18 protein-coding genes are annotated in these 20,805 nt (G+C 43.7%); 12 read left to right on the forward strand and 6 right to left on the reverse strand.

All coding sequences use genetic code 11. The features are described from left to right. Positions 1-53: 53 nt before the first annotated feature. Together ACFQ3Q_RS02605 and ACFQ3Q_RS02610 are read right to left on the reverse strand one after the other, a co-directional pair. Positions 54-773 (reverse strand): LytR/AlgR family response regulator transcription factor, encoded by a 720-nt coding sequence (locus tag ACFQ3Q_RS02605; RefSeq protein ID WP_380742630.1) that lies wholly within the window; start codon positions 771-773, stop codon positions 54-56. After that, positions 770-1,801 (reverse strand): sensor histidine kinase, encoded by a 1,032-nt coding sequence (locus tag ACFQ3Q_RS02610; RefSeq protein ID WP_380742632.1) that lies wholly within the window; start codon positions 1,799-1,801, stop codon positions 770-772. The genes ACFQ3Q_RS02605 and ACFQ3Q_RS02610 overlap by 4 nt, the downstream gene beginning before the upstream one ends. Before the next feature lie 199 nt (positions 1,802-2,000). Between ACFQ3Q_RS02610 and ACFQ3Q_RS02615 the strand changes: the two genes are divergently transcribed. After that, complete coding sequence (locus tag ACFQ3Q_RS02615) at positions 2,001-4,385, forward strand: outer membrane beta-barrel protein (RefSeq protein ID WP_380742634.1); 2,385 nt, start codon at positions 2,001-2,003, stop codon at positions 4,383-4,385. Positions 4,386-4,450: 65 nt separating this feature from the next. Here the strand turns inward: ACFQ3Q_RS02615 and ACFQ3Q_RS02620 are convergent, their stop codons facing one another. The 4 genes from ACFQ3Q_RS02620 to ACFQ3Q_RS02635 form a co-directional block, all read right to left on the reverse strand. Next, the gene (locus tag ACFQ3Q_RS02620; protein ID WP_380742636.1) at positions 4,451-5,455 is read right to left on the reverse strand and encodes an acyl-ACP desaturase; all 1,005 of its coding nucleotides are present in this window, start codon (positions 5,453-5,455) and stop codon (positions 4,451-4,453) included. Positions 5,456-5,628: 173 nt separating this feature from the next. Then, positions 5,629-6,357, reverse strand: a complete 729-nt coding sequence (locus tag ACFQ3Q_RS02625) for a metallophosphoesterase family protein (RefSeq protein ID WP_380742637.1) — start codon at positions 6,355-6,357, stop codon at positions 5,629-5,631. Between the two features lies 1 nt (position 6,358). Continuing rightward, positions 6,359-7,495, reverse strand: coding sequence for an ATP-binding protein (locus tag ACFQ3Q_RS02630; RefSeq protein WP_380742639.1), 1,137 nt, complete (start codon positions 7,493-7,495; stop codon positions 6,359-6,361). A gap of 27 nt (positions 7,496-7,522) precedes the next feature. Beyond that, entirely contained in the window at positions 7,523-8,272 is a 750-nt protein-coding gene (locus tag ACFQ3Q_RS02635; RefSeq protein WP_380742640.1) for an SDR family NAD(P)-dependent oxidoreductase, read from the reverse strand. A gap of 169 nt (positions 8,273-8,441) precedes the next feature. On the opposite strand from ACFQ3Q_RS02635, the gene ACFQ3Q_RS02640 reads away from it, so the two are divergent. The 11 genes from ACFQ3Q_RS02640 to ACFQ3Q_RS02690 all read left to right on the forward strand — a co-directional run bounded on the left by ACFQ3Q_RS02640 (position 8,442) and on the right by ACFQ3Q_RS02690 (position 20,768). Beyond that, positions 8,442-9,281, forward strand: a complete 840-nt coding sequence (locus tag ACFQ3Q_RS02640) for a DUF4382 domain-containing protein (protein WP_380742641.1) — start codon at positions 8,442-8,444, stop codon at positions 9,279-9,281. Between the two features lie 157 nt (positions 9,282-9,438). Further along, positions 9,439-10,443 carry an AAA family ATPase gene (locus ACFQ3Q_RS02645; protein WP_380742642.1) on the forward strand — a complete coding sequence of 335 codons (1,005 nt, stop codon included), beginning with the start codon at positions 9,439-9,441 and terminating at the stop codon, positions 10,441-10,443. Positions 10,444-10,523: 80 nt separating this feature from the next. Next, on the forward strand, positions 10,524-11,390 hold the full coding sequence (locus ACFQ3Q_RS02650; RefSeq protein ID WP_380742644.1) for a DUF58 domain-containing protein: 867 nt from the start codon (positions 10,524-10,526) through the stop codon (positions 11,388-11,390). Between the two features lie 6 nt (positions 11,391-11,396). Next, complete coding sequence (locus tag ACFQ3Q_RS02655; RefSeq protein WP_380742645.1) at positions 11,397-13,061, forward strand: DUF4381 domain-containing protein; 1,665 nt, start codon at positions 11,397-11,399, stop codon at positions 13,059-13,061. Beyond that, positions 13,061-14,065, forward strand: coding sequence for a vWA domain-containing protein (locus ACFQ3Q_RS02660; protein WP_380742646.1), 1,005 nt, complete (start codon positions 13,061-13,063; stop codon positions 14,063-14,065). The genes ACFQ3Q_RS02655 and ACFQ3Q_RS02660 overlap by 1 nt, the downstream gene beginning before the upstream one ends. Positions 14,066-14,082: 17 nt before the next feature. Beyond that, complete coding sequence (locus ACFQ3Q_RS02665) at positions 14,083-15,132, forward strand: VWA domain-containing protein (RefSeq protein ID WP_380742648.1); 1,050 nt, start codon at positions 14,083-14,085, stop codon at positions 15,130-15,132. Continuing rightward, on the forward strand, positions 15,133-16,020 hold the full coding sequence (locus tag ACFQ3Q_RS02670) for a tetratricopeptide repeat protein (protein ID WP_380742651.1): 888 nt from the start codon (positions 15,133-15,135) through the stop codon (positions 16,018-16,020). 52 nt (positions 16,021-16,072) lie between these two features. Next, the gene (locus ACFQ3Q_RS02675) at positions 16,073-17,836 is read left to right on the forward strand and encodes a BatD family protein (RefSeq protein WP_380742653.1); all 1,764 of its coding nucleotides are present in this window, start codon (positions 16,073-16,075) and stop codon (positions 17,834-17,836) included. Then, positions 17,833-18,582, forward strand: a complete 750-nt coding sequence (locus tag ACFQ3Q_RS02680) for a tetratricopeptide repeat protein (RefSeq protein WP_380742655.1) — start codon at positions 17,833-17,835, stop codon at positions 18,580-18,582. The genes ACFQ3Q_RS02675 and ACFQ3Q_RS02680 overlap by 4 nt, the downstream gene beginning before the upstream one ends. Before the next feature lie 75 nt (positions 18,583-18,657). Continuing rightward, positions 18,658-18,945, forward strand: a complete 288-nt coding sequence (locus ACFQ3Q_RS02685; RefSeq protein WP_380742657.1) for a hypothetical protein — start codon at positions 18,658-18,660, stop codon at positions 18,943-18,945. A 242-nt stretch (positions 18,946-19,187) separates the two neighbouring features. Beyond that, entirely contained in the window at positions 19,188-20,768 is a 1,581-nt protein-coding gene (locus tag ACFQ3Q_RS02690; RefSeq protein ID WP_380742659.1) for a SulP family inorganic anion transporter, read from the forward strand. Positions 20,769-20,805: the final 37 nt, after the last annotated feature.

Genomic DNA, 20,805 nt, shown 5'->3' on the forward strand with positions numbered 1-20,805 from the left:
TTTTTCAGATATAAGATCAGAAAAAAGCCCCGCAGATCTGCGGGGCTTTTTTGTTATAGCTTTTTATCCTCTATCCGTTTAAAGAATTCCCGGCGATGGGTGTCTCCCAGAGGCAGGCTGTTCTCTCCCAACCAGATTTCGTGATTATCGGTTTTTGAAATTTTGTTCAGTGCCACAATGTAGGATTTGTGGATCTTGATGAAGCTTTCCTCCGGCAGGCTCTCTTCAAAATGTTTTAAAGTGTTATAGGTGATGATCTGCTCTTCCGGAGTATGGATCACCACATAATTCCTGATGCTTTCCAGGTAAAGGATGTCCTCAGGATCTATCTTTCTGAACTTGTTCTTGCCATCGGTCTTTACGAAGAAATAGTCTTCGTTTTTAGCTGAGTTCCTGGCAGGTTGGGTAGAGGTATTCCGGGATTTTACTTTTTCAATAGCTTCAATAAAGCGCCCGAGGGAAATAGGTTTTAAAAGATAATCCACGGCATTCAGCTCAAAACCTTCCACGGCGAATTCGGAATAGGCCGTGGTAAAGATCAGCTTTGTTTCGTCTTTAATGAGCCTGGATAGCTGAAGCCCTGTAAGGTCAGGCATCTGGATATCCAGTAAGATCAGGTCGGGCTTGTGCTGCTCGATCAGCCGAATGGCCTCCAGGGGCTTGGTGCTGGTTGCCAGGCAATCTATCTGCGGAAGCTGATCTGTATATTTTTCCAGGAGCCTTATGGCGTGAGGCTCATCATCTACGATTATGCATTTTATCACTTCGCTCATAACAATGGAATATCAAGCTTTACCTTAAAATAATCATCCTGTTCTTCAATATCAAGCCGGTAATTTTCACGGAACAGCAGGTCAAGTCTTTTCTGAATGTTCTTATAACCAATACCCTTACGGTCATAATTGGTGTTTTCCTTAAAGGCGTTTTCGGTGCTAAGTATGAGTCGGTCGTTTCTTGTTTCAAGCTTAATGATAACCGGGTGTTCCTTATCTGTCAGTATACCGTGTTTAAAGGCATTTTCTATAAAATGGATGAGAAGCAGAGAAGGGATTTTTCTATTAGTAAGCCCTTGCGGAAAACTGACCTTAATATGCGCTTTGTTATCGAACCTTCGCTGGTAGAGGTCAATGTAATTCTGTAAAAACGTGACCTCATCCTTAAGCGTTACCTGATCTTGTTCATTTTCATAGGTCACATAACGCAACATTTCAGAGAGTTTCAAAATATCATTACTGGTTTCCGGTGCCTTGTCATAAAGATCAGAATAGAAACTGTTCAGGGTGTTGAATAGGAAATGCGGACTTAACTGTGCCTTCAGGTTCTGCAATTCTGCCTTTTTCTTCTGTAGTTTCAATTCGTTCATCCTTTGATTGGTGTTCAGGACATGCTTCACCATATAAAAGATCAGGGCCAGAATGATCACCCTTAGTGCGTAGTAAGAGTTGTCGAACAGGTAAAAACCGAAGGCTCTTGAGGCTTGCTTATAGTTATGAATGCCCGTGAGGTTATAGATGATCACCTCTTCGAACAGGAACCGGAGCCCGGTGAAAAGGCCGATGACCAGAAGTTGAGACAGGATAAGGTATTTCCATTTCCTCTTTGGGATTGTTACCGGGGCTATTAGGCTGTAATTAAGGTAAAAGATAATGGCCTGAAGCAGAATGAAGAAAAACAGGTGAAGCAGGTGCCATTCCAGAGATTGGGGTAATGTATCCTTGATCACGAAATTGAAAAAGACGTCCATCAGGATAAAAAGCGCCCAGAAGATAATATGATAGGTTATTTCCTGCTTTTTGGTCATAGGCCTAAAAGTAAGATTTTGATAAGACCCGCGAGAAAATTTTGTACGAAACCTGGAAAACCAGGGATCAACCCGTGTTTTAGCACAACCAAAAGACCAGGATTCAGGAATCCTTGATACATAAGGCAGAATTTCGGGTTGGTCCGGTTTCGGTAATAAAAAGGGTATTCCTGTTAATCTTGCAGCACAAAAATAAATTATGAGAAGAACAGCTATACTTATAATCATTCTGTTGAATCTTATGATCTCACCGGCATTAATGGCCCAGGAGGTCATTGAAGGTATGGTGAGAGCAGGAAGCGGGCCGCTGGCCTATGCAACGGTGAGTTTGAGGAAAAACCCCGGTAAGGTGATGGCCTTTGCCTATACCGATGAAAAAGGTCATTTTAAACTAAACCCGAAATCTGCTTTTTCCAAAGCACTATTGAAGGTTGAATTTATGGGATATAAGACCTATACCGACACTCTTTCTTCTGCAGACCTGCCGCTAAATGGTCTTAATATTGTTCTTTCCCGATCTAGTAATGAGTTAGGTGAGGTGAAAGTGGTGGCGGAAAAGCGAAATGCTATCAGTCTTAAAAACGATAAACTGGTCTATGACGTTGAACAGGCCGGGATCGCGGGCTCCAGTGAAGGACTTGAAGTGATGAGGCAGATCCCCGGGATCTCGCTTGATAAAGATGAAAACATCAAGTTTCGCGGAAGTAGCGGCGTTAAGATAATGATCAACGGGAAGGATTCATTTTTGAAGGGTGAGGCGCTTCGGGAATTCGTAAGGTCCCTAAACGGCGAAGATATTGCCAGCGTGGAGATCATTGCGCAGCCTTCTGCCAGGTATGGGGCTGAAGGAACCACGGGCATCATCAACATCAACCTGAAAAGAAAGCTGAAAGGCGGTATTACCGGAAGAGTATACTCTACTGTGGGTTATGGGGAATATTTTAAGAACAGGAACGGCACCAATCTCTATTACAGCGATTCCCTATGGAACCTGAACCTGAATGCCTATTACAACAAGAACAATTCTGTGAATCACCGCCGGGTAGAGCAGGTGGTAGGCGATGAGAGAAGAATAGTTCAGAACAACGAATGGCTGCCAATAGGAGTTTCAAAAAGCGTCAATTTTGGGGCGGAACGGTATCTGGAAGAAAACCAGACCCTGAGTACTTCCTGGAGATTTACCGCCGATGATTCTGACGAACATACCTTCGGGAATACTATAGAGACAAGAGGAGACAGTCTTTACCGAAAGGTGACCCTGAACAAGAATGCCGATATCCCGGTACGCAATTTAACGGGGAATCTTTATTACAACAATACCTCGGAAGATATGAAGACCAAATTCGAAGCCCAGCTTAATTATTCTTACTACAACAAGGAGAATGAAAATATGCTGGAGACCGGGTATCCGGTGAATCCTGAAGATGAAAATGGGCTGAAGCTTTTCAGTCTCAATAAGACGCGTTACAATATCTTTTCAGGGAAGGCAGATTATAAAACGCCCATTTCTTCGAAGGTGAATTTTGAAGCAGGGCTGAAATACTCCAATATCGACACTCGCTATCTCAATAATTATGACGCCGATAATCCCGAAGCCTTACTGATCTCGGAAGAACTCCTGGATAACACACTGAATTACGGGGAGCAACTTGCGGCCGCTTATTCCCAGGCCGCAATCGAGCTGAAGAACTGGAATTTTATGGCCGGCTTAAGGGCAGAATACATCAGCTATGAAGGCTCTTCTATAAACGAGGAATTTTCGGACGACTATGTGGCCTGGTTCCCTTCTTTTTCTGTGAATTATAAAAAGAACGGAAATCAGTACCAGTTTGCCTACAGCCGTAGAATTGGAAGGCCGGATTATAAAGACCTGAACCCGTTCTATGAATATATGGATCCGTACACCTTGGGCAGGGGAAATCCGCAGCTTCGTCCTGAATTCTATCACAGCTTTCAGCTGAATTTTAATCACAGATCTTCGGTTTCGGCCAGCCTGTACGGGTATTTATATAAAGATAAGATCACCCGGGTGATAGATTACGATAAGGGAGAGAACTTTACCAGTCTTTACCGGGCCAATGCCAGCAAAGGGAGCAGGTTCGGGACCTCGGTGAATATCCCTTATGAACCGGTAGAATGGTGGGAAATTCAGCTGAGCCTGAACGGATATTATATGTATGAAAGATCTGAGATCCCGGAATACCGATATGATGATGGCGGTTTTGGCTATGAGCTTCGGTTTTTCCAGAACTTCGACCTGAAAAAGGACTGGCTCATAAAATTGACCGGATTCTACAGCGGGGCCTCCGAAAGCGGGAACACCAGGTTCAGGCCAGTCTATGACTTCAGCTTTTCTATAAGCAAGAAGTTCTTTAACGATAAGCTTAAGGCCGAACTAAGCGCCAGGGATATTTTAAAAAGAAGTTACTGGGATTCTGTCATAGAACAGAACAATGTGACCACCTACTGGACCAATAAATGGGAGACGAGGAAGTTCGCGCTTACCCTTACTTATAACTTCGGGAATAACAATGCCAAAGAAGTGAAAGAAGCTTCTATAGATGAGGAGACAAGCAGAATGTAGGATTAGCTGAAATAAAAAAGCCCCGCAGTTTTGCGGGGCTTTTTTTATTTCTATACTGAAACCGATTAAAGGGTACCGTTAGGTTCTACCCATTTAAACTGGTGCTGATCCTTAGGGATAGCAATCCTGTCGGCGATCCGGGTCATCCTGTCCGGAAGTTTCATCAGGTAATCACGGGCCTTTTCGGCTTCGTCGGTTAGAGAGTTCATCTTGTCGATCTCCCAATATCCGTTAAGTTTCCTCAGGATGTCTATATAATCGTAAGTGGTGTAAACTCCAAGTCTTTGGGCTGCATTAGAGAAGTTTTCGAATGCTTCAGCAATTCCCTGGCCGCTTTCACGGATAAACTGTGCCGGCATTACGATCTTCTTTTTCATCATATCGTGGAATGCAAGCATCATCTCACTTGGGTCATATTCAAAGATCGTTTTCACGAAATCCCTGTATGCCATATAGTGTCTCATTTCATCTCCGGCAATAATGTTGCACATTTTACCGAGCATTTTGTTTCCTTTCTTCTTAGCCAGCTGGCCCACACGTTTGTGAGAGATATTGGTGGCAAGTTCCTGGAAACTCGTATAAACGAAGTTTCGGTAAGGGTCCCTTCCGGTTCCTATATCGAATCCGTCGTTGATCAGGTATTGAGTGGTCTTCTCGATCTCTCTCATATTCACTCTTCCTGAAAGATAAAGATACTTGTTAAGCGTATCTCCGTGGCGGTTTTCTTCACCGGTCCAGTGGCGCACCCATTTTGCCCAGCCGTTCTGTTCTCCTCTGGATTTTCCGTGCTGTTCCACACCTTCCATATCCATTAACCAGGATTCGTATGTTGGTAAGGCTTCTTCGGTCACCATATCGGCAACAAGCACCACCCAAAAGTCATAACCAAGCTCCTTTGCCTCTTCTCTTATCTGGTGTACCTGTTCAAAACCTTCCTCATTCTCCAGGTTTGGAAGGAGGTCGGTTGGTTGCCAGATGTCCTCAACCGGAATTAAATATTTATCTACAAAGCTGTCGACTTCTTTTTCGACAGTTTGCATTACTTCAAGTCTCATATTCTTAAGGGCCATCTCAATCTTTTTTTAAATACATTTCACAAAAATGTGTAGGGATGTATCGGGTTTAGTAATATGTATCAATAAGCGTGCGGGAATTCAATAATCCGAATGCTTTACAAATAAAAAGGAAAATCCTTGAACCACAAAGATATAAAGTAGTTAAGACAGATTTTGGTAAAATAGTCTTAATTTCTTCCAGATTCGCCTCTATATAGCTGATATACAGGTTCACTTTGCCAGATCTTTTTGGATTTGACCTCTATTGCCGAAAGTTTTCCTTTAAAGGCTGCCCCGGTATCAACGTTCCAGACATTCGCTTTTTGAACAGGCTCTTCTTCGCCGATCCTGGTAACCGGAGTATGTCCAATGAATATTTCTTCGAACAGCTGAAGCCTCTTCGGGTAGAAATGGTGGGAGTTTTCCATTTCGGGATTAAGAGAGACCGCTGTTTCCCAAAGCGTGCGGTCCCAGTAAAAACCGGTGTCGTGGTATTCGCGCTCGGGTCCGTGAAGATTGGTGAAACCGGCGTGAACAAAAAGCCTGTTGGAATTATCTACGTGATAATTTTTCATATTTCTGTAGAACTCCAGATGCTGCTCTATCTCCTCGTCCTTGAATTTTCTGTAGGCTTCCAGGGTGGCGCGCCCTCCGTGCTGGAGCCATTGATCATTCATCTTACCGGTTTCCAGCCATTGGTGCGCAAGATCGTCGTGGTTTCCTCTAATAAAGATGCAGTCCACATTTTCCGAAAGCCTGATGAGGTAACTCACCACATTAGCCGAATCGCTCCAGCCGTCAACATAATCACCCAGAAAGATCAGCTGATCTTCGGGGCTTATGTTTATTCGCTCAAGTAACTGGATCAGTGCTTTTAATCCGCCGTGGATGTCTCCAATGGCTATGGTTCTGCTCATATTAATTATATTTTACTTTTCTTAAAATACGCAGGCTTTCCTTGTAATGGGTGTAAGCTTCGGCGCTGTATTTCTTAAGATAAGGTTTGGCCTCCTCAAGTTTGTTTATCGCATCCCTGAAATTATTCAGGTAACACAACAAATAGGTTGAAGGAAGGTTTTTCAGGTCTTTTTCCTGTGCCCTGGTCAATGGAAGGTCTTTCTTTAGCCTTTCTAAAAGGCTGTTGTTGCTGTTGTAAATATGATACAGGACCTTTTTATTGAACTGGGGCGGTTCAAAGAGTAGGTCGCTTTTGATCTCATAGCTTACATTATCCTTGAACTGAATAGTGACCTCCTCCAGCGGGTAATATTTGAAATTATCGTGCAATCCCAGGTTCACATATTCAATGATCCTGAAATAATCCTTTTCCATCGTGATGCTCACCTCATCCATATCTGAATAGAAGAGCTTCACCTGCTCGTTGATAAGCTCTATGTCTACGCGGGAATAATATTTTGTACTGTTCGATTTCTTTTCTTTCCCTGCCCAGCATACCACGAAATATTCTTTGAACACCTTGTATTGGGGGTTAAAGTCCCGCCGTTTTTCCATAAAATCGAAAACCCCGTCCAGGGTAAGTTCAATATTGTTCTGCGCGTGCTTTTCTATGGATTTGACGATGGCAGAATTAACATCTTCGATATTTATATCATAGGATTTGGGCATACTAATGCTCCCGTCCCTGAAGAATACCGAGCCTTTAAAATATTTCCAGATGTTCTTTTTAAGGGAACAGATCTTCCCGTGATTGGGTCTTATGGTTACCAGGCCTACAACCTTCTCATCGGGTAAATGCGGAAAAGGAATGTTTTCGTAGGATATGTTTGGTGGATGATGCAGATAGGCGTTCACAAGATTCTGGATCTTGCTGTCGTCAAAGAAATCGATCCCGGCAATGGTGTTGTCTTCATCTTCAACCCCTATCACGATGAATGAATTATTTTCAGGATTGGAATTGGCGAGCGCACAAACGTGTTTCAGGAATTTTGCCTTGCCCTCTTTTTCACCAATGTTCAGCTGGCGCTTTTTGTCATAAAAGCTGTTCTCATCGTTATGAGCCAGGAGGTTTTTTATGAGGAGGCGTTTGTTGATCATTTTGTTATCGCTCTTGGAAGTGGTCTCTTAGTTCTTGTCTACAATGGTGCTGCTGGCCTGTGCAGTGCACATTACGGTAAGATCGGCAATATTCACGTGATAAGGCCTGGTCACTACAAATCTTATAATATCGGCAATATCTTCAGCTTGCAGGGCTTTAAAGCCTTCATAGACCTTCCCGGCCTTTTCCTTATCTCCTTTAAAGCGCACTTCACTGAATTCCGTTTGGGTGAGCCCCGGGTTGATTGCGCCAACCCTTATTCCGAGACCGTTGAGGTCCATACGCATTCCCTGGTTGATCGCGTCTACCGCGTGCTTGCTGGCACAATACACATTTCCGTTGGGATATACTTCCTTCCCGGCGGTAGAGCCAATATTGATGATGTGACCCGATTTCTTTTCGATCATTTTCGGGATCACCGCTTTGCTCACATAAAGCAGGCCTTTCACATTGATGTCTATCATCGCGTCCCAATCCTCGGTGTTCCCCTCCTGAATAGGATCAAGCCCGTGAGCATTTCCGGCATTATTGATAAGGATGTCGATGTTGCTGAATTCCTCAGGTAAACCACCTATTTTGTGGAAAACCTCCTCTTTTCTCCTCACATCGAAGCTCAGGATTTCGATTTTAGCCATATCTGAAAGTTTTGCCTTAAGTTCTTCCAGGCGCTCTTTTCTTCTTCCGCAGAGTATCAGATTAAAGCCTTCCCGGGCAAATATTTCGGCAGTGGCCTTCCCGATACCGCTTGTAGCACCGGTGATTAAAGCTGTTTTCATAGACTTGTTGTTTTTATGTTCTAAAGTAAGAAAGTATTTTTAAGATTGATCACTACTGATTTTAATGCAAGGTTAATTCCTGTTAAAGTTCGTTAATTTCGGCATACAAAGAAAATCTAGGCAGGGCTCTTGCGTTATCACCACAGAACAAAAACCTAAAAATCTACTTATGAAAAAGTCTTTAAAAAATTTTAGTCTTAAAAGCTTATTACTGCTGGCAGTGGTTGCTGTTGGAATGGTAAGCTGTAGTGATGATGAAAATAATCCTGAGAGCGAAGGGAAAGCAAACCTTAGGGTGAGTATGACCGATGCCCCGGGAGATTATGATGCCGTATTTGTGGAAGTTGTAGACGTAATGATCCAGACCGATGCTGCCGTTGAAGGTGCTGAAGGAGAAGGAGAGGGAGCTGAAGAAGGCTGGGTAAGCGTTGGTGACGTTCAAACCGGTGTTTATGATCTTCTTGAATTAACCGGAGGTGTTTCTCAGGTCCTTGCCGATACCGAAGTGCCTGCAGGATATGTAAGCCAGATCCGTCTTGTACTGGGAACCGATAACTACGTGGTGATAGATGGTGAAGAAGAGCCGCTTAGCACCCCAAGTGCTCAACAGTCAGGACTTAAGCTGCAACTAAACCAGGAACTTGAAGCAGGAGAGAATTATTCCTTTTTACTAGACTTCGATGTAGACAAGTCTGTGGTAACCACAGGAAACGGAGGGAAAAGCCTTAAACCAGTGATCAGGCTTTCAGCTGAAGCTGATGCAGGAATGATCGTTGGGGCAGTTCATCCAACCGAATTTAGAAGCCTGGTTACAGCTAAAAATGCGACCACAACTATTTCTGCTTATACCGATGCTAACGGAGAGTTCGCTCTTAAAGGAGTTCCAGCCGGAACTTACCAGGTAAGCGTTACTCCAGATGTGGCTGCAGGACTTGATGTGGTATTTGAGGACGATGTTGTGGTGGAAGAAAATTCAACCATAGACCTTGAGACCATTTTCTTAGAATAATATTTTATTTTTCTTTATATCAGAAGAAGCCGGGCAGTGTTTTTACATTGCCCGGCTTTTTTTTAACCATACCTTAACAGCCAAAAAGCTGATATTTTTTCAATTTGCGCCGTTGCACCTTTGTGTGTATATTCACGCTCCTTAAAATCTTTATGTAATGATTGAAAATGAAACTTCAATAGATATTGCAAGCCTTAACGAAAGAATTGAAAAAGAAAGTGCTTTTGTTGATATCCTGACAACCGAAATGAATAAAGTGATCGTCGGGCAAAAGCATATGGTTGAACGATTGTTGATTGGACTTTTAGGGCAGGGGCATATTCTACTTGAAGGAGTGCCGGGACTGGCAAAGACCCTGGCTATAAATACACTTTCCCAGGCCGTTCACGGTAGTTTTAGCAGGATACAGTTCACTCCGGACCTCTTACCTGCCGATGTAATTGGTACATTGATTTACAATATGAAGCTGAGTGACTTCAGCATCAAAAAAGGTCCTATTTTCGCTAATTTCGTACTGGCCGATGAGATCAACAGGGCCCCTGCAAAAGTACAGTCGGCTTTACTGGAGGCTATGCAGGAGAAGCAGGTGACCATCGGGGAGGAAACCTTTAGACTGGACAAGCCGTTCCTGGTAATGGCTACCCAAAACCCGGTAGAGCAGGAAGGAACCTATCCTTTGCCTGAAGCCCAGGTGGACAGGTTTATGCTAAAGACCGTAATCAAATACCCCCAGATGGCCGAGGAGCAGCTTATTATTCGGGCTAATCTTAAAGGGGAATTTCCCAAGGTGAACCCAGTAGTGAGCCTGGAACAGATCCAGCGGGCGCAGGATGCCGTAAGGGATGTTTATATGGACGAAAAGATCGAGAAGTATATCCTTGATATCATTTTTGCGACCAGAACTCCTGAAAAATACGGATTAGAAGATATCAAACCTTTAATAAGTTTCGGAGCTTCCCCAAGGGGTAGTATTAATCTTGCGACGGCAGCTAAGTGCTATGCCTTTATAAAGAGAAGGGGGTGTGTGATCCCGGAAGACGTTCGTGCAGTGGTGCACGATGTGTTGCGTCACAGGATAGGGATCACCTATGAAGCTGAGGCTGAAAATATAACTTCAGAAGATCTTATCAATAAGATCGTTAACGAAATTGAGGTGCCTTAGAACAGGTGCTGTAATTCGCAAAATCATTAAAATTTAATGAGCTTGTCTGATTCGGGCAGAAATCCGGAAAGTCATCCTTTATGGACACCAAAGAGTTACTTAAGAAAGTAAGAAAAATAGAGATCAAGACCCGGCGTTTGAGCGATCACGTCTTCGGCGGGGAGTATCATTCTGCTTTTAAGGGGCGCGGGATGACCTTCAGTGAAGTAAGGCAATATCAGTTCGGGGACGATGTTAGGAATATAGACTGGAATGTTACCGCCCGTTATAATGAACCTTTCGTAAAGGTCTTTGAAGAGGAGCGCGAACTTACCCTGATGCTGATGGTTGATGTGTCGGGCTCGGAGATGTTCGGAACCCAGGAACAATTCAAGAAAGATGTAATCACTGAGATCGCCGCAACCCTTGCTTTTTCGGCCACCCAGAATAACGATAAGATAGGGCTGATGCTCTTTACTGATGAGATAGAGTTGTATATTCCGCCAAAAAAGGGAAGATCACACGTGCTCAGGATCATCAGGGAACTTATAGAATTCAGGCCTAAAGGAAAGAACACCGATGTTGCCGGTGCCCTGAAATATCTTTCCAATGTGATGAAAAAGAAGGCTATCGTCTTTATTTTGTCAGATTTTATTGCCGACGATTATCAGCAAACGCTAAAGATCGCCTCAGGCCGCCACGATGTTACCGGAATAAGGGTTTATGACAGGCGCGAAGAGGAGATTCCTAACCTGGGATTGGTACAGATGTTGGATGGGGAATCAGGGGAACGGATTATGGTAAATACCGGTTCTAAAAGTGTGAGGAACAGTTATGCAAAATATTACAGGGATAGACTGGACTATTTCAGGGAGAGTTTCACCCTGAGTGGTGCTGGAACTATTAATAACCGTGTAGACGAGAGTTACGTAAAAAACCTCCTCGGATATTTTAAAAGGAGAGGATAACGAAATATGAAACAAATCAATCCGAAAATCGCAATTCATATTATCCGCAAAACTTCAAAAACAAAAGCATTAAATGCTGCTTTAGCCTTTCTCATCTCATTTTTCAGCATTCAGACGAGTGCCCAGCAGGCAAATGTTGCGGCAAGTATAGACTCAGCCCAGATCAAGATTGGGGAGCAGATAAAATACAGCGTTCAGGTAGAGACCGACTCGGCAAACCTTGTGGTCTTTCCTGAAAACTCCTTTACTCCTATGGAAGTGGTGGAATCCTTTAAACCTGATACCACCAGGGTACAGGATAAATTCCGGTTGCTGAAGGAATATTCGCTTACCAAGTTCGATTCAGGGAAATATGTGATCCCGCAGCAGAGGATTCTGGTAGCCGGGAAGGAGTTCTTAACCGATTCGATGCTGGTGGAGGTGGCTACGGTAGTGGTAGACACCACCAGGCAAAAGATGTATCCTATTAAAGCTTCGGTAGACATCCCGCCAAAATTCGGAATTCCGCTATGGGTATGGTATTTACTTGCAGCTCTTCTAATTCTCGGGCTTGTTTTATTCTTTATTTACCGAAGGAAGAAAAAGGCCGAAACCAAAAAAGAACTGCCGCCTTATGAACAGGCGATGCAGGAACTGGCCAAACTGGATAACTCTCCTTTGCTGCAGCAAAGAGAGATCAAAGAGTATTATTCTCAACTTACCTCGTCGGTAAGAAGATACCTGGACAGAAAGGTCTATGACCGTGCTCTTGAAAGCACCACCAGTGAGCTTATCGACTATCTTGAGCTTAACCGGGAAGCAGGTAAGATAAAGCTTGACCAGGGAACCATAGATAACCTGAAAAAGATCCTGCAGCGGGCCGATCTGGCGAAATTTGCCAATTCCCGTCCCGATGTGATCACCGCCAAGGAGGACCGTTCAAAGGTTGAGCATATCATTAATGATGTAAAAGCATCTACCCCGGAGCCCTCTGAAGAAGAATTGCTTAAAGACGAAGAATACAGGAAAGAAAGACTTCAAAGAAGGCGTCAGCGCAGGGTGATCGCCGGAGCAGTGGGCGGGGTGCTTATCCTGGTGATTGCCGTGTCTATTCTTGCCGCAACCAAGGGCTTTACCTACGTAAAAGATACTTTTCTTGGCCACCCAACCAAGGAACTGCTTGAAGGAGAATGGATAAGAAGTGAATATGGAACTCCACCTGTCACCATTACCACTCCTGAAGTCTTAAAGCGAGGCGAGCTTCCGCTTTCCGAAAGTGCGAAAAAGGCGATGCTGGGACGAGAAACCTTTATGTATGGCAGCCTTATCAGTAATTTTTATACGGTTCTGAACACGGTAAAATTCGGCAATCAGCAACAGGACTTCGACCTTGAAAAAGCTGTAGACGGAATCTATGAGTACCTTGAAAAGCAGGGAGCACGAAATATCATAATGAAACAGGAAGACTTTACCACCGTGAACGGAGCCAAGGGAATCAAGGTATTCGGAACCCTGGAGATCGAAAATCCGGTTACCAAAAGGCCTGTGCAAAACGAATATATGATCCTTAATTTTGCTGAAAACGGAGGTTTTGAGCAGATTACTGTTATTTATGATGTGGGTGATGTCTATGCCGAAGAGATTGCCGGACGGATTATCAACTCGGTAGAACTAAAAAATATTGAAAACTGATGTTTGCCAATTTCACATTTGAAGATCCGCAGTTTTTCTGGTTATTGCTGTTGTTGCCGGTGGCCATAGCCTGGTATTTCTGGAAACGGAACAGGCAATCGCCCGAACTTAAGATCTCCAGTATTAAAGGCTTTAAAGCCTCACCGGGGATATTAGGCAAACTGAAACCGGTGCTTTTTATCCTAAGATTACTTGCCCTGGCGCTTATTATTACTGCAATGGCAAGGCCCAGAACGGTAGATGTGTCTACCAGAAGCAGCAGCACACAGGGAATCGATATTGTAATGGCGATAGATGTTTCGGCCAGTATGCTTGCCAGAGACCTGAAACCCAATCGTCTGGACGCACTAAAAGAAGTGGCGACCAATTTTATTGAAGGACGCCCCAGTGACAGGATAGGCCTGGTGGTTTATGCGGGAGAAAGTTTTACCAAAACCCCGATCACTACCGATAAAAGTATCGTACTTCGGGCAATGGAAGATATCGAGTATGATAATATCCTTCAAAGCGGAACGGCCATCGGTTCGGGACTGGCAACATCGGTAAACCGGCTGAAGGACAGTAAAGCCAAGAGCAAGGTGATTATCCTTCTTACCGACGGGGTGAACAATGCCGGGTTTATTGACCCCAAGATCGCCAGCGAGCTTGCGGTAGAGTTTGGAATAAAGGTGTACACCATTGGTGTGGGGAGTAACGGGATGGCGCTTTCACCCATCGGGATTACCCGTGGCGGAAGGATACAGTACGGAAATGTGCAGGTGGAGATAGACGAAGAACTGCTGAAGCAGATTGCCGAAGATACCGGAGGAGAATATTTCAGGGCGACCGATAATGAGAAACTGGAAGAGATATATGAAGAGATCGATGCCTTAGAAAAGACAGAAATTGAAGAATTCAGATACTATAATTATGATGAGAAATTCAGGCCTTTTGCGCTTCTTGCCTGCGGCTTGCTGTTGTTTGAGGTCTTGCTGAGGTTCACCGTTTTCAGAAGTTTTATCTAAAAATCAGATAGTATTAAATGTACGTTTTAGAAGAGAAAATATATTTTTGGTTGTTGCTGGTAATCCCGGTAGTGGTGCTGTTGTATGTATTGCTGCTGTTCTGGCAGAAACGTACCCGGAAAAAATTTGCAAATCCGGAGCTGTTCCCGTCTCTTGCCCCTAACAGATCTGCCTTTAAATCGCTTATTAAACTGGTCATCTTTCTTCTGGCTATTGCAAGTTTTGTCCTGGCACTTGTTAATCCGAAGATTGGCACGAAAATGGAAACGGTTAAAAGGGAAGGAGTGGATATTGTGTTTGCCATAGATGTTTCCAAAAGTATGGAGGCTGAAGATGTGGCGCCCAACAGGATAGAGAAATCAAAGCAGCTGGTGACACAGATCATTAATAACCTGGGAAGTGACAGGGTTGGGATCATCGCCTATGCCGGAAGTGCATTCCCGCAGCTCCCCATAACCACAGATTATGGTTCAGCGAAGATGTTCCTGCAGGCATTGAACACCGATATGCTTTCTTCTCAGGGTACCGCGATTAGTGATGCCATCGAGCTGGCCACCACCTATTATGATGACGAATCGCAGACAAACCGGGTGATGTTCATTATTAGTGACGGGGAAGACCACGAAGGGAATGTTGAAGATATCGCGCAGGAGGCCTCAAACAAAGGGATAAGGATTTTCACCATTGGGGTAGGAACCGAAAAGGGAAACCCTATTCCTATAAAGAGGAACGGTGTGGTTCAGAATTATAAAAAAGACAATCAGGGGGAAACGGTGATCACAAAGTTACAGCCGGAAACCCTGCAGGAGATTGCTTCGGAAACTAACGGAGAGTATATCCCCGGGAATATCACGTCAAGCGTGACGAAAAAGGTGCAGGAAATTCTTCAGGATATTGAAAAGACCGAATTTGAGGATAAACAATTTGCCGACTTTAAATCGCAATTCCAGTGGTTCCTCGGTCTCGGGTTTTTTCTGTTGTTCCTGGATATCTTCCTTCTGGAGAGAAAAACTGCCTGGGTCAGGAAGCTTAACCTGTTCAACGAAAAAAGAAGAAAGGATAAATAGATGAGATCGAAAGCTTTTATAACAGAAGTGATTTTCACGGGTATTTTCTGCCTGCTGTTTTTTCTTCCCGCAACTTTATCGGCACAGGAAGCTGTAGATAAGAAAGAGCGGGAGCAGGCAATTCAGTATCTTAGGGAAGCCGAAGATGCCCTTGCAGAAAACGACTTTGCTTCAGCTGAAGCTGCTTACCGAAAAGCCATAGCCAAAGATCCTTCAAATACTGTGGCCAGGTATAATATGGGAAACCTCTATTACAACAAGGAAAAGGCAGCAGCTGCCGGGGAACGCCTGAAACAGGCAGGAAAGATCTCTGACGATAAAGAGGAGAAGCACCGGATTTTTCATAACCTCGGGAACTCCTATATGAAACAGAAGAATTACCAGGCCGCTGTTGAAGCTTATAAAAATGCCCTGCGAAATGTGCCTTCAGATGAAGAGACCCGTTATAACCTTGCCCTGGCCAAAGAGATGCTGAAAAAACAGCAACAACAGAACCAGGATAAAAATAAAGACGATAAGGGCGGAAAGGATAACCAGGATAAAAAAGACCAGAATAAGGACAAGAAGAACCAGGACGGAGAAGGTGGTGAAGATGAGAAGAAGGAAGGTGAGCCGAAGGATGAAGGAGAGGACAAGAAAGATAAGGATAAGGAGAACAAGGGAGACAACGAAGATAAAAAGGATCAGGGCGATAAAGATAAACAGAAGCAAGGCGAAGGAGACAAGGATAAGAAGAAGCCCCAGCCTCAGCCTGCTCAGGGTAAGCTTTCGCCTCAGCAAATCAAGAATCTTCTGGAAGCAATGAATAATGAAGAGAAGAAGGTGCAGGATAAGATAAATGCCAAAAAGACCAAAGGAGCCCCGGTAAGATCAGAGAAAGACTGGTAAAATTTTTGTTGTAAAAAAACCTGGAAACAAGACTAAATATAGTTCGTTTAAAATGAAATTGAAATTAATCTTAATAAGCTTTTTTCTATGCGCGGCCAACCTGGTGCAGTCCCAGGTTAGGTTCGAGGCTAAGGTGAGTAAAGACAAGCTGGGGATTAACGAGCGCCTCAGAATTGATTTCGAGATGAATGAAGACGGGGATAACTTCAGGCCGCCTTCTTTCGAAGGGTTTACGGTTGTAGGGGGGCCAAACCAGGCGGTTAGTAACAGCTGGATAAACGGAAAAAGAACATATTCAAAGACCTATAGTTATTTTCTTCAGCCCGAAGAACGGGGAACTCAGACCATAGGTCAGGCTGAGATCACCATAGACGGGACAGTATATAAAACCTCGCCGGTAGACGTACAGGTAACTGCCGCGGTAGACAGGCCTACGGGAGGTAATGACAGCGATATTGTGGCTTCTGAGAACCTTCATCTTGTGGCTGAGATATCCAACACTAATCCGTATTTAAACGAAGCCATTACGGTGGTTTACAAGCTTTATGTGAGTCCGCGTATAAGCGTGAGTAACTGGAGGGAGCTGGACAATCCCAAATACAGCGATTTTTGGAGTCAGAACATAGACATTAAGCAATTAAGGGTGGAGAATGGCGAATACGAGGGAGAACCTTACCGCTATGTGGTGCTTAGAAAGACCATATTATATCCGCAGAAAACCGGAGAGCTGGATATCGAGCCGCTTGCTTTGAGTGTTGCAGTAGATGTGCCAAGTGAAAGAAGGGATATTTTTGGAAGCAGGATATATAAGACAGTAAATAAAACCGTAGCAGCGGGAAATCGTAAGATAAGGGTGAAGCCTTTGCCCGCCACAGGGCGACCTGCAGATTTTACAGGGGCGGTCGGGGATTTCGAGTTCAATGTAAAAGCCAGCAAGACCGAGCTGGAAGCGAACGAATCTCTTACGGCTACGGTGGAAGTAAAGGGGAGCGGAAATTTAAAGCTTTTTGACCTTCCCGTACTAACAGCCCCAAGTTCGCTGGAAATGTATGAGCCGGAGCGGGAAGAGAATGTGAGGACGAACCTTAACGGAATGCAGGGAAGCATTTCTGAAAACTATACCATTGTTCCGTCAAGAAAAGGGAAATACCCTATTCCTTCCGTAAGCTTTTCATATTTTGACCTTGAGGATGAAAAATATAAAACGGTAAATTCTGAAGAGATCCTTATAGATGTGGAACAAGGTCCGTCTATGGGAGCAGGTCAGAGAGATCTGGCTGCATCTAAAAAAGGAGTAGATCTATCAGCAGAACAGTTTCGTTATATCAAACTAAATACAAATTTGAAGCCCTTGCAACAGCAGGCCTTTTTAGGTTCCTGGGAGTTCTGGACCTTGCTTGGCTTTCCATTGCTGGCTATTCCCCTAGCGATCTTATTAGGAAGAAAACGTGAGGAGCGAGCCAGGGATGTTGTGGGTAGACGGAGCCGAAAAGCCGACAGGCTGGCAAGAAAATATCTTTCTGAAGCCAGAAAGAATCTGGGTGATCAGACCGGCTTCTATGAAGCCCTGGAGCGGGCAATGCATAATTATCTGAAGGCGAAGCTGCATATCCAGACCTCTGAAATGAGTAAAGAAAGAATTCGTGAAACTCTGATCGATAAGGGAGTTGATCAAAGTACGGTTTCAGAATTTATAAGCCTTCTTGAAAGCTGTGAATTTGCAAGGTATACCCCGGCTTCCACTGCAACGATGCAGCAGGATTATGACAAAGCAGTAAGAGTGATCTCAACATTGGATAAACAATTAGGAAAATGAAAAACTTGATCTTTTACTTTCTGGTTTTAATTTCAGTTCCTGTATTCTCACAGAATGAAAAGTTGTTTGAAGAAGCCAATGCGGCTTATGCCGAAGGAAATTATCAAACGGCGGTAGATAAGTATGAACAGGTTCTGGAAAACGGAGAGGCCTCGGCTGAATTGTATTATAACCTTGGGAATGCACATTACAAGCTTAATCATATCGCGCCCAGTATCTACAATTATGAAAAAGCCTTAAAGCTGGATCCCGGAAATGCCGATGCTAAAAATAATATAGAGTTCGCCAGGAATATGACCATAGATGATATTCCTGTTTCGGAAGAGACAGGGCTTCGGAAAATGGTGAATGGCCTGATCTCTGTCTTTAGTTTTAACACCTGGGCAAAACTGGCGGTGCTTTTCAGCTTTCTTTTTGTAGCGGGTTTTATAGCCTATTATTTTTCGAGATCCCCGCTAAAGAAGAGGATGTTTTTTGCAGGATCTATAGCCTTTCTGATCATTTGTGCCGGTTCTGTATTCTTTGCTTTCGCGCAGCAGGGCATTCAGCAAAACAACCAGTATGGGATAGTGTTTAGCGAAGAGGCTCCGGTGAGAACAGAACCCAATTTGAGGGTAGATGAGTCATTTATGCTTCACGAGGGTACAAAAGCCCGGCTTTTGGAAGACTACCAGGAATGGGTTAAAATTGAACTTGCTGATGGTACCCAGGGTTGGATAAATGAAACCGATCTGAAAAAACTATAGGGAAACCTGATACGCGTTTAGCAATAAATAATGGTGAGCGCTTTGCCAGAGATGAAAAATAAGTATTTTTGCAGCGTGAAAAATATTGCGTACATACTGGCATTTATATTTACCAGCTTTATTGCTACTCCTTCTATAGTAGCCTATATAGACAGTGCAGTAGATATTTCTTTTGCCTATGACGTGAATGAGGAGGAGAGTTCCAAAAACCAGCTTACCATTGAATATGACATAAAGGAACTTCATTCTAATTACAGGAGCATTGAGTTTCTAAAGGAACAGGAAGGCCACGGTCATTATTACTCAAATAACTACAGGCCGGTTTGTCTTGATGTGACTTCCCCCCCGCCTAAACGGGCATAAATTACTTTTCGTTTCAGGAATATTTCTATCGGTATTTTAATGCCCTGCACGGTTATGTGGCGGAGTAACACCGAAGTATTCCATTATTAAATCCTTAAAAATAAAATTACAGGTTGTCTGCAACCCTGGATTTCCTTTTTCCATTTTTGGGAACAGGGGAGATCTGATTGCCAGGTTTAAAATGAAAGTATTTCGCCTGATACAGCTATATAAGCAGATGCCTAAATAAAAATATTGTTATAATGTTCAAACAGTTTAATAAAGACTTTCCGGCAAGTGTTGTCGTATTTTTCGTTGCTATCCCTTTATGTCTTGGGATCGCACTGGCTAGTGGCGCACCCTTATTTTCAGGTTTAATTTCGGGTATCGTTGGGGGTATTGTAGTTGGAGCTATAAGTGGTTCCAGTCTTGGAGTTAGCGGTCCTGCTGCTGGTCTTGCGGCCATCGTACTTGCTGCTATCGCCAGTTTGGGGAGCTATCAGAACTTCCTGCTTGCGGTAGTTCTCGCGGGAGCAATTCAAATTCTCTTTGGAGTTCTTAAAGCCGGAATCATCGGGTATTATTTCCCTTCTTCGGTGATCAAGGGGATGCTTACCGGTATCGGGATCATCATCATTTTAAAACAGATCCCGCACTTCTTCGGATATGAAGGAGACCCTCAGGGAGACTGGGCTTTTTTCCAGGTAGATGGAGAAAACACCTTTTCAGGCTTGATAAACACCGTGAATAATATTAGTCCCGGTGCTACTCTTATCGCTTTTATAGGAATGTTCATCCTGGTCTTATGGGAAGCCGTTCTAACCAAAAAAGCGAAGATATTCAGGTTGATCCAGGGGCCTTTGGTTGCGGTTGCAGCCGGGATCATATTTTATTTGTTAACCCAGGGTTCTGAAACTTTTGCTATTTCCAGTGAACACCTTGTGAACGTGCCGGTGCCGGATAGCTTCGATTCATTTATAGGTCAGTTTACCTTTCCTTCCTTCAAAATGATAGGGAATCCTGAAATCTGGGTCACTGCTTTTACAATTGCACTTGTGGCAAGTCTTGAAACTCTGCTTTGTGTGGAAGCGACCGATAAACTGGATCCGCATAAAAGAACCACCCCTACCAACAGGGAACTTTTTGCCCAGGGTACAGGAAATATGATTTCCGGATTCATTGGAGGACTGCCTATTACCCAGGTAATCGTAAGGAGTTCGGCAAATATCCAGTCGGGGGGTCAAACCAAACTTTCGGCTATATTTCACGGAGTTCTTTTGTTGATTTCAGTTATTGTTATTCCCGGGATCCTGAACCTGATTCCGCTTTCGGTACTGGCAGCCATTCTATTTCTGGTAGGTTATAAACTGGCGAAGCCAAGTCTTTTCGTAGAAATGTACCAAAAAGGCTGGAAGCAGTCCATTCCTTTTATAGTGACTATTGTGGGGATCGTTTTTGGAGACCTGCTGATTGGTATAAGCCTTGGATTGGTGATAGGTGTCTTCGTGATCCTTATCAAGAGTTACCAGAACTCTTACTTCCTGCATATCGAAAATGTGGGTAATGGAAATAAGAGCATAAAAATGACCCTTGCAGAGGAAGTGACCTTTATCAACAAAGGTGCGATCATCAAGGAACTTAATAATCTTGAGGAGAATTCTTATCTTACGCTGGATGTAACCAAGACGCGTTATCTTGATAATGATATCATTGAAATTCTGGATGACTTTAAGGTGAAAGCCGAAGAAAGAAATATTAACATTAAACTTATTTCTGAAAGGGGAGTGATTGAAAACCCTGAGAGTTATTACCAGTTCTTCAGGTTAGAAAAAAAACCTGCATAAACAAAAAATTAAACAACAAACCGGAGATCCTTCTACG

The organism is Salegentibacter chungangensis, assembly GCF_042678405.1.
Classification (GTDB): domain Bacteria; phylum Bacteroidota; class Bacteroidia; order Flavobacteriales; family Flavobacteriaceae; genus Salegentibacter_A; species Salegentibacter_A chungangensis.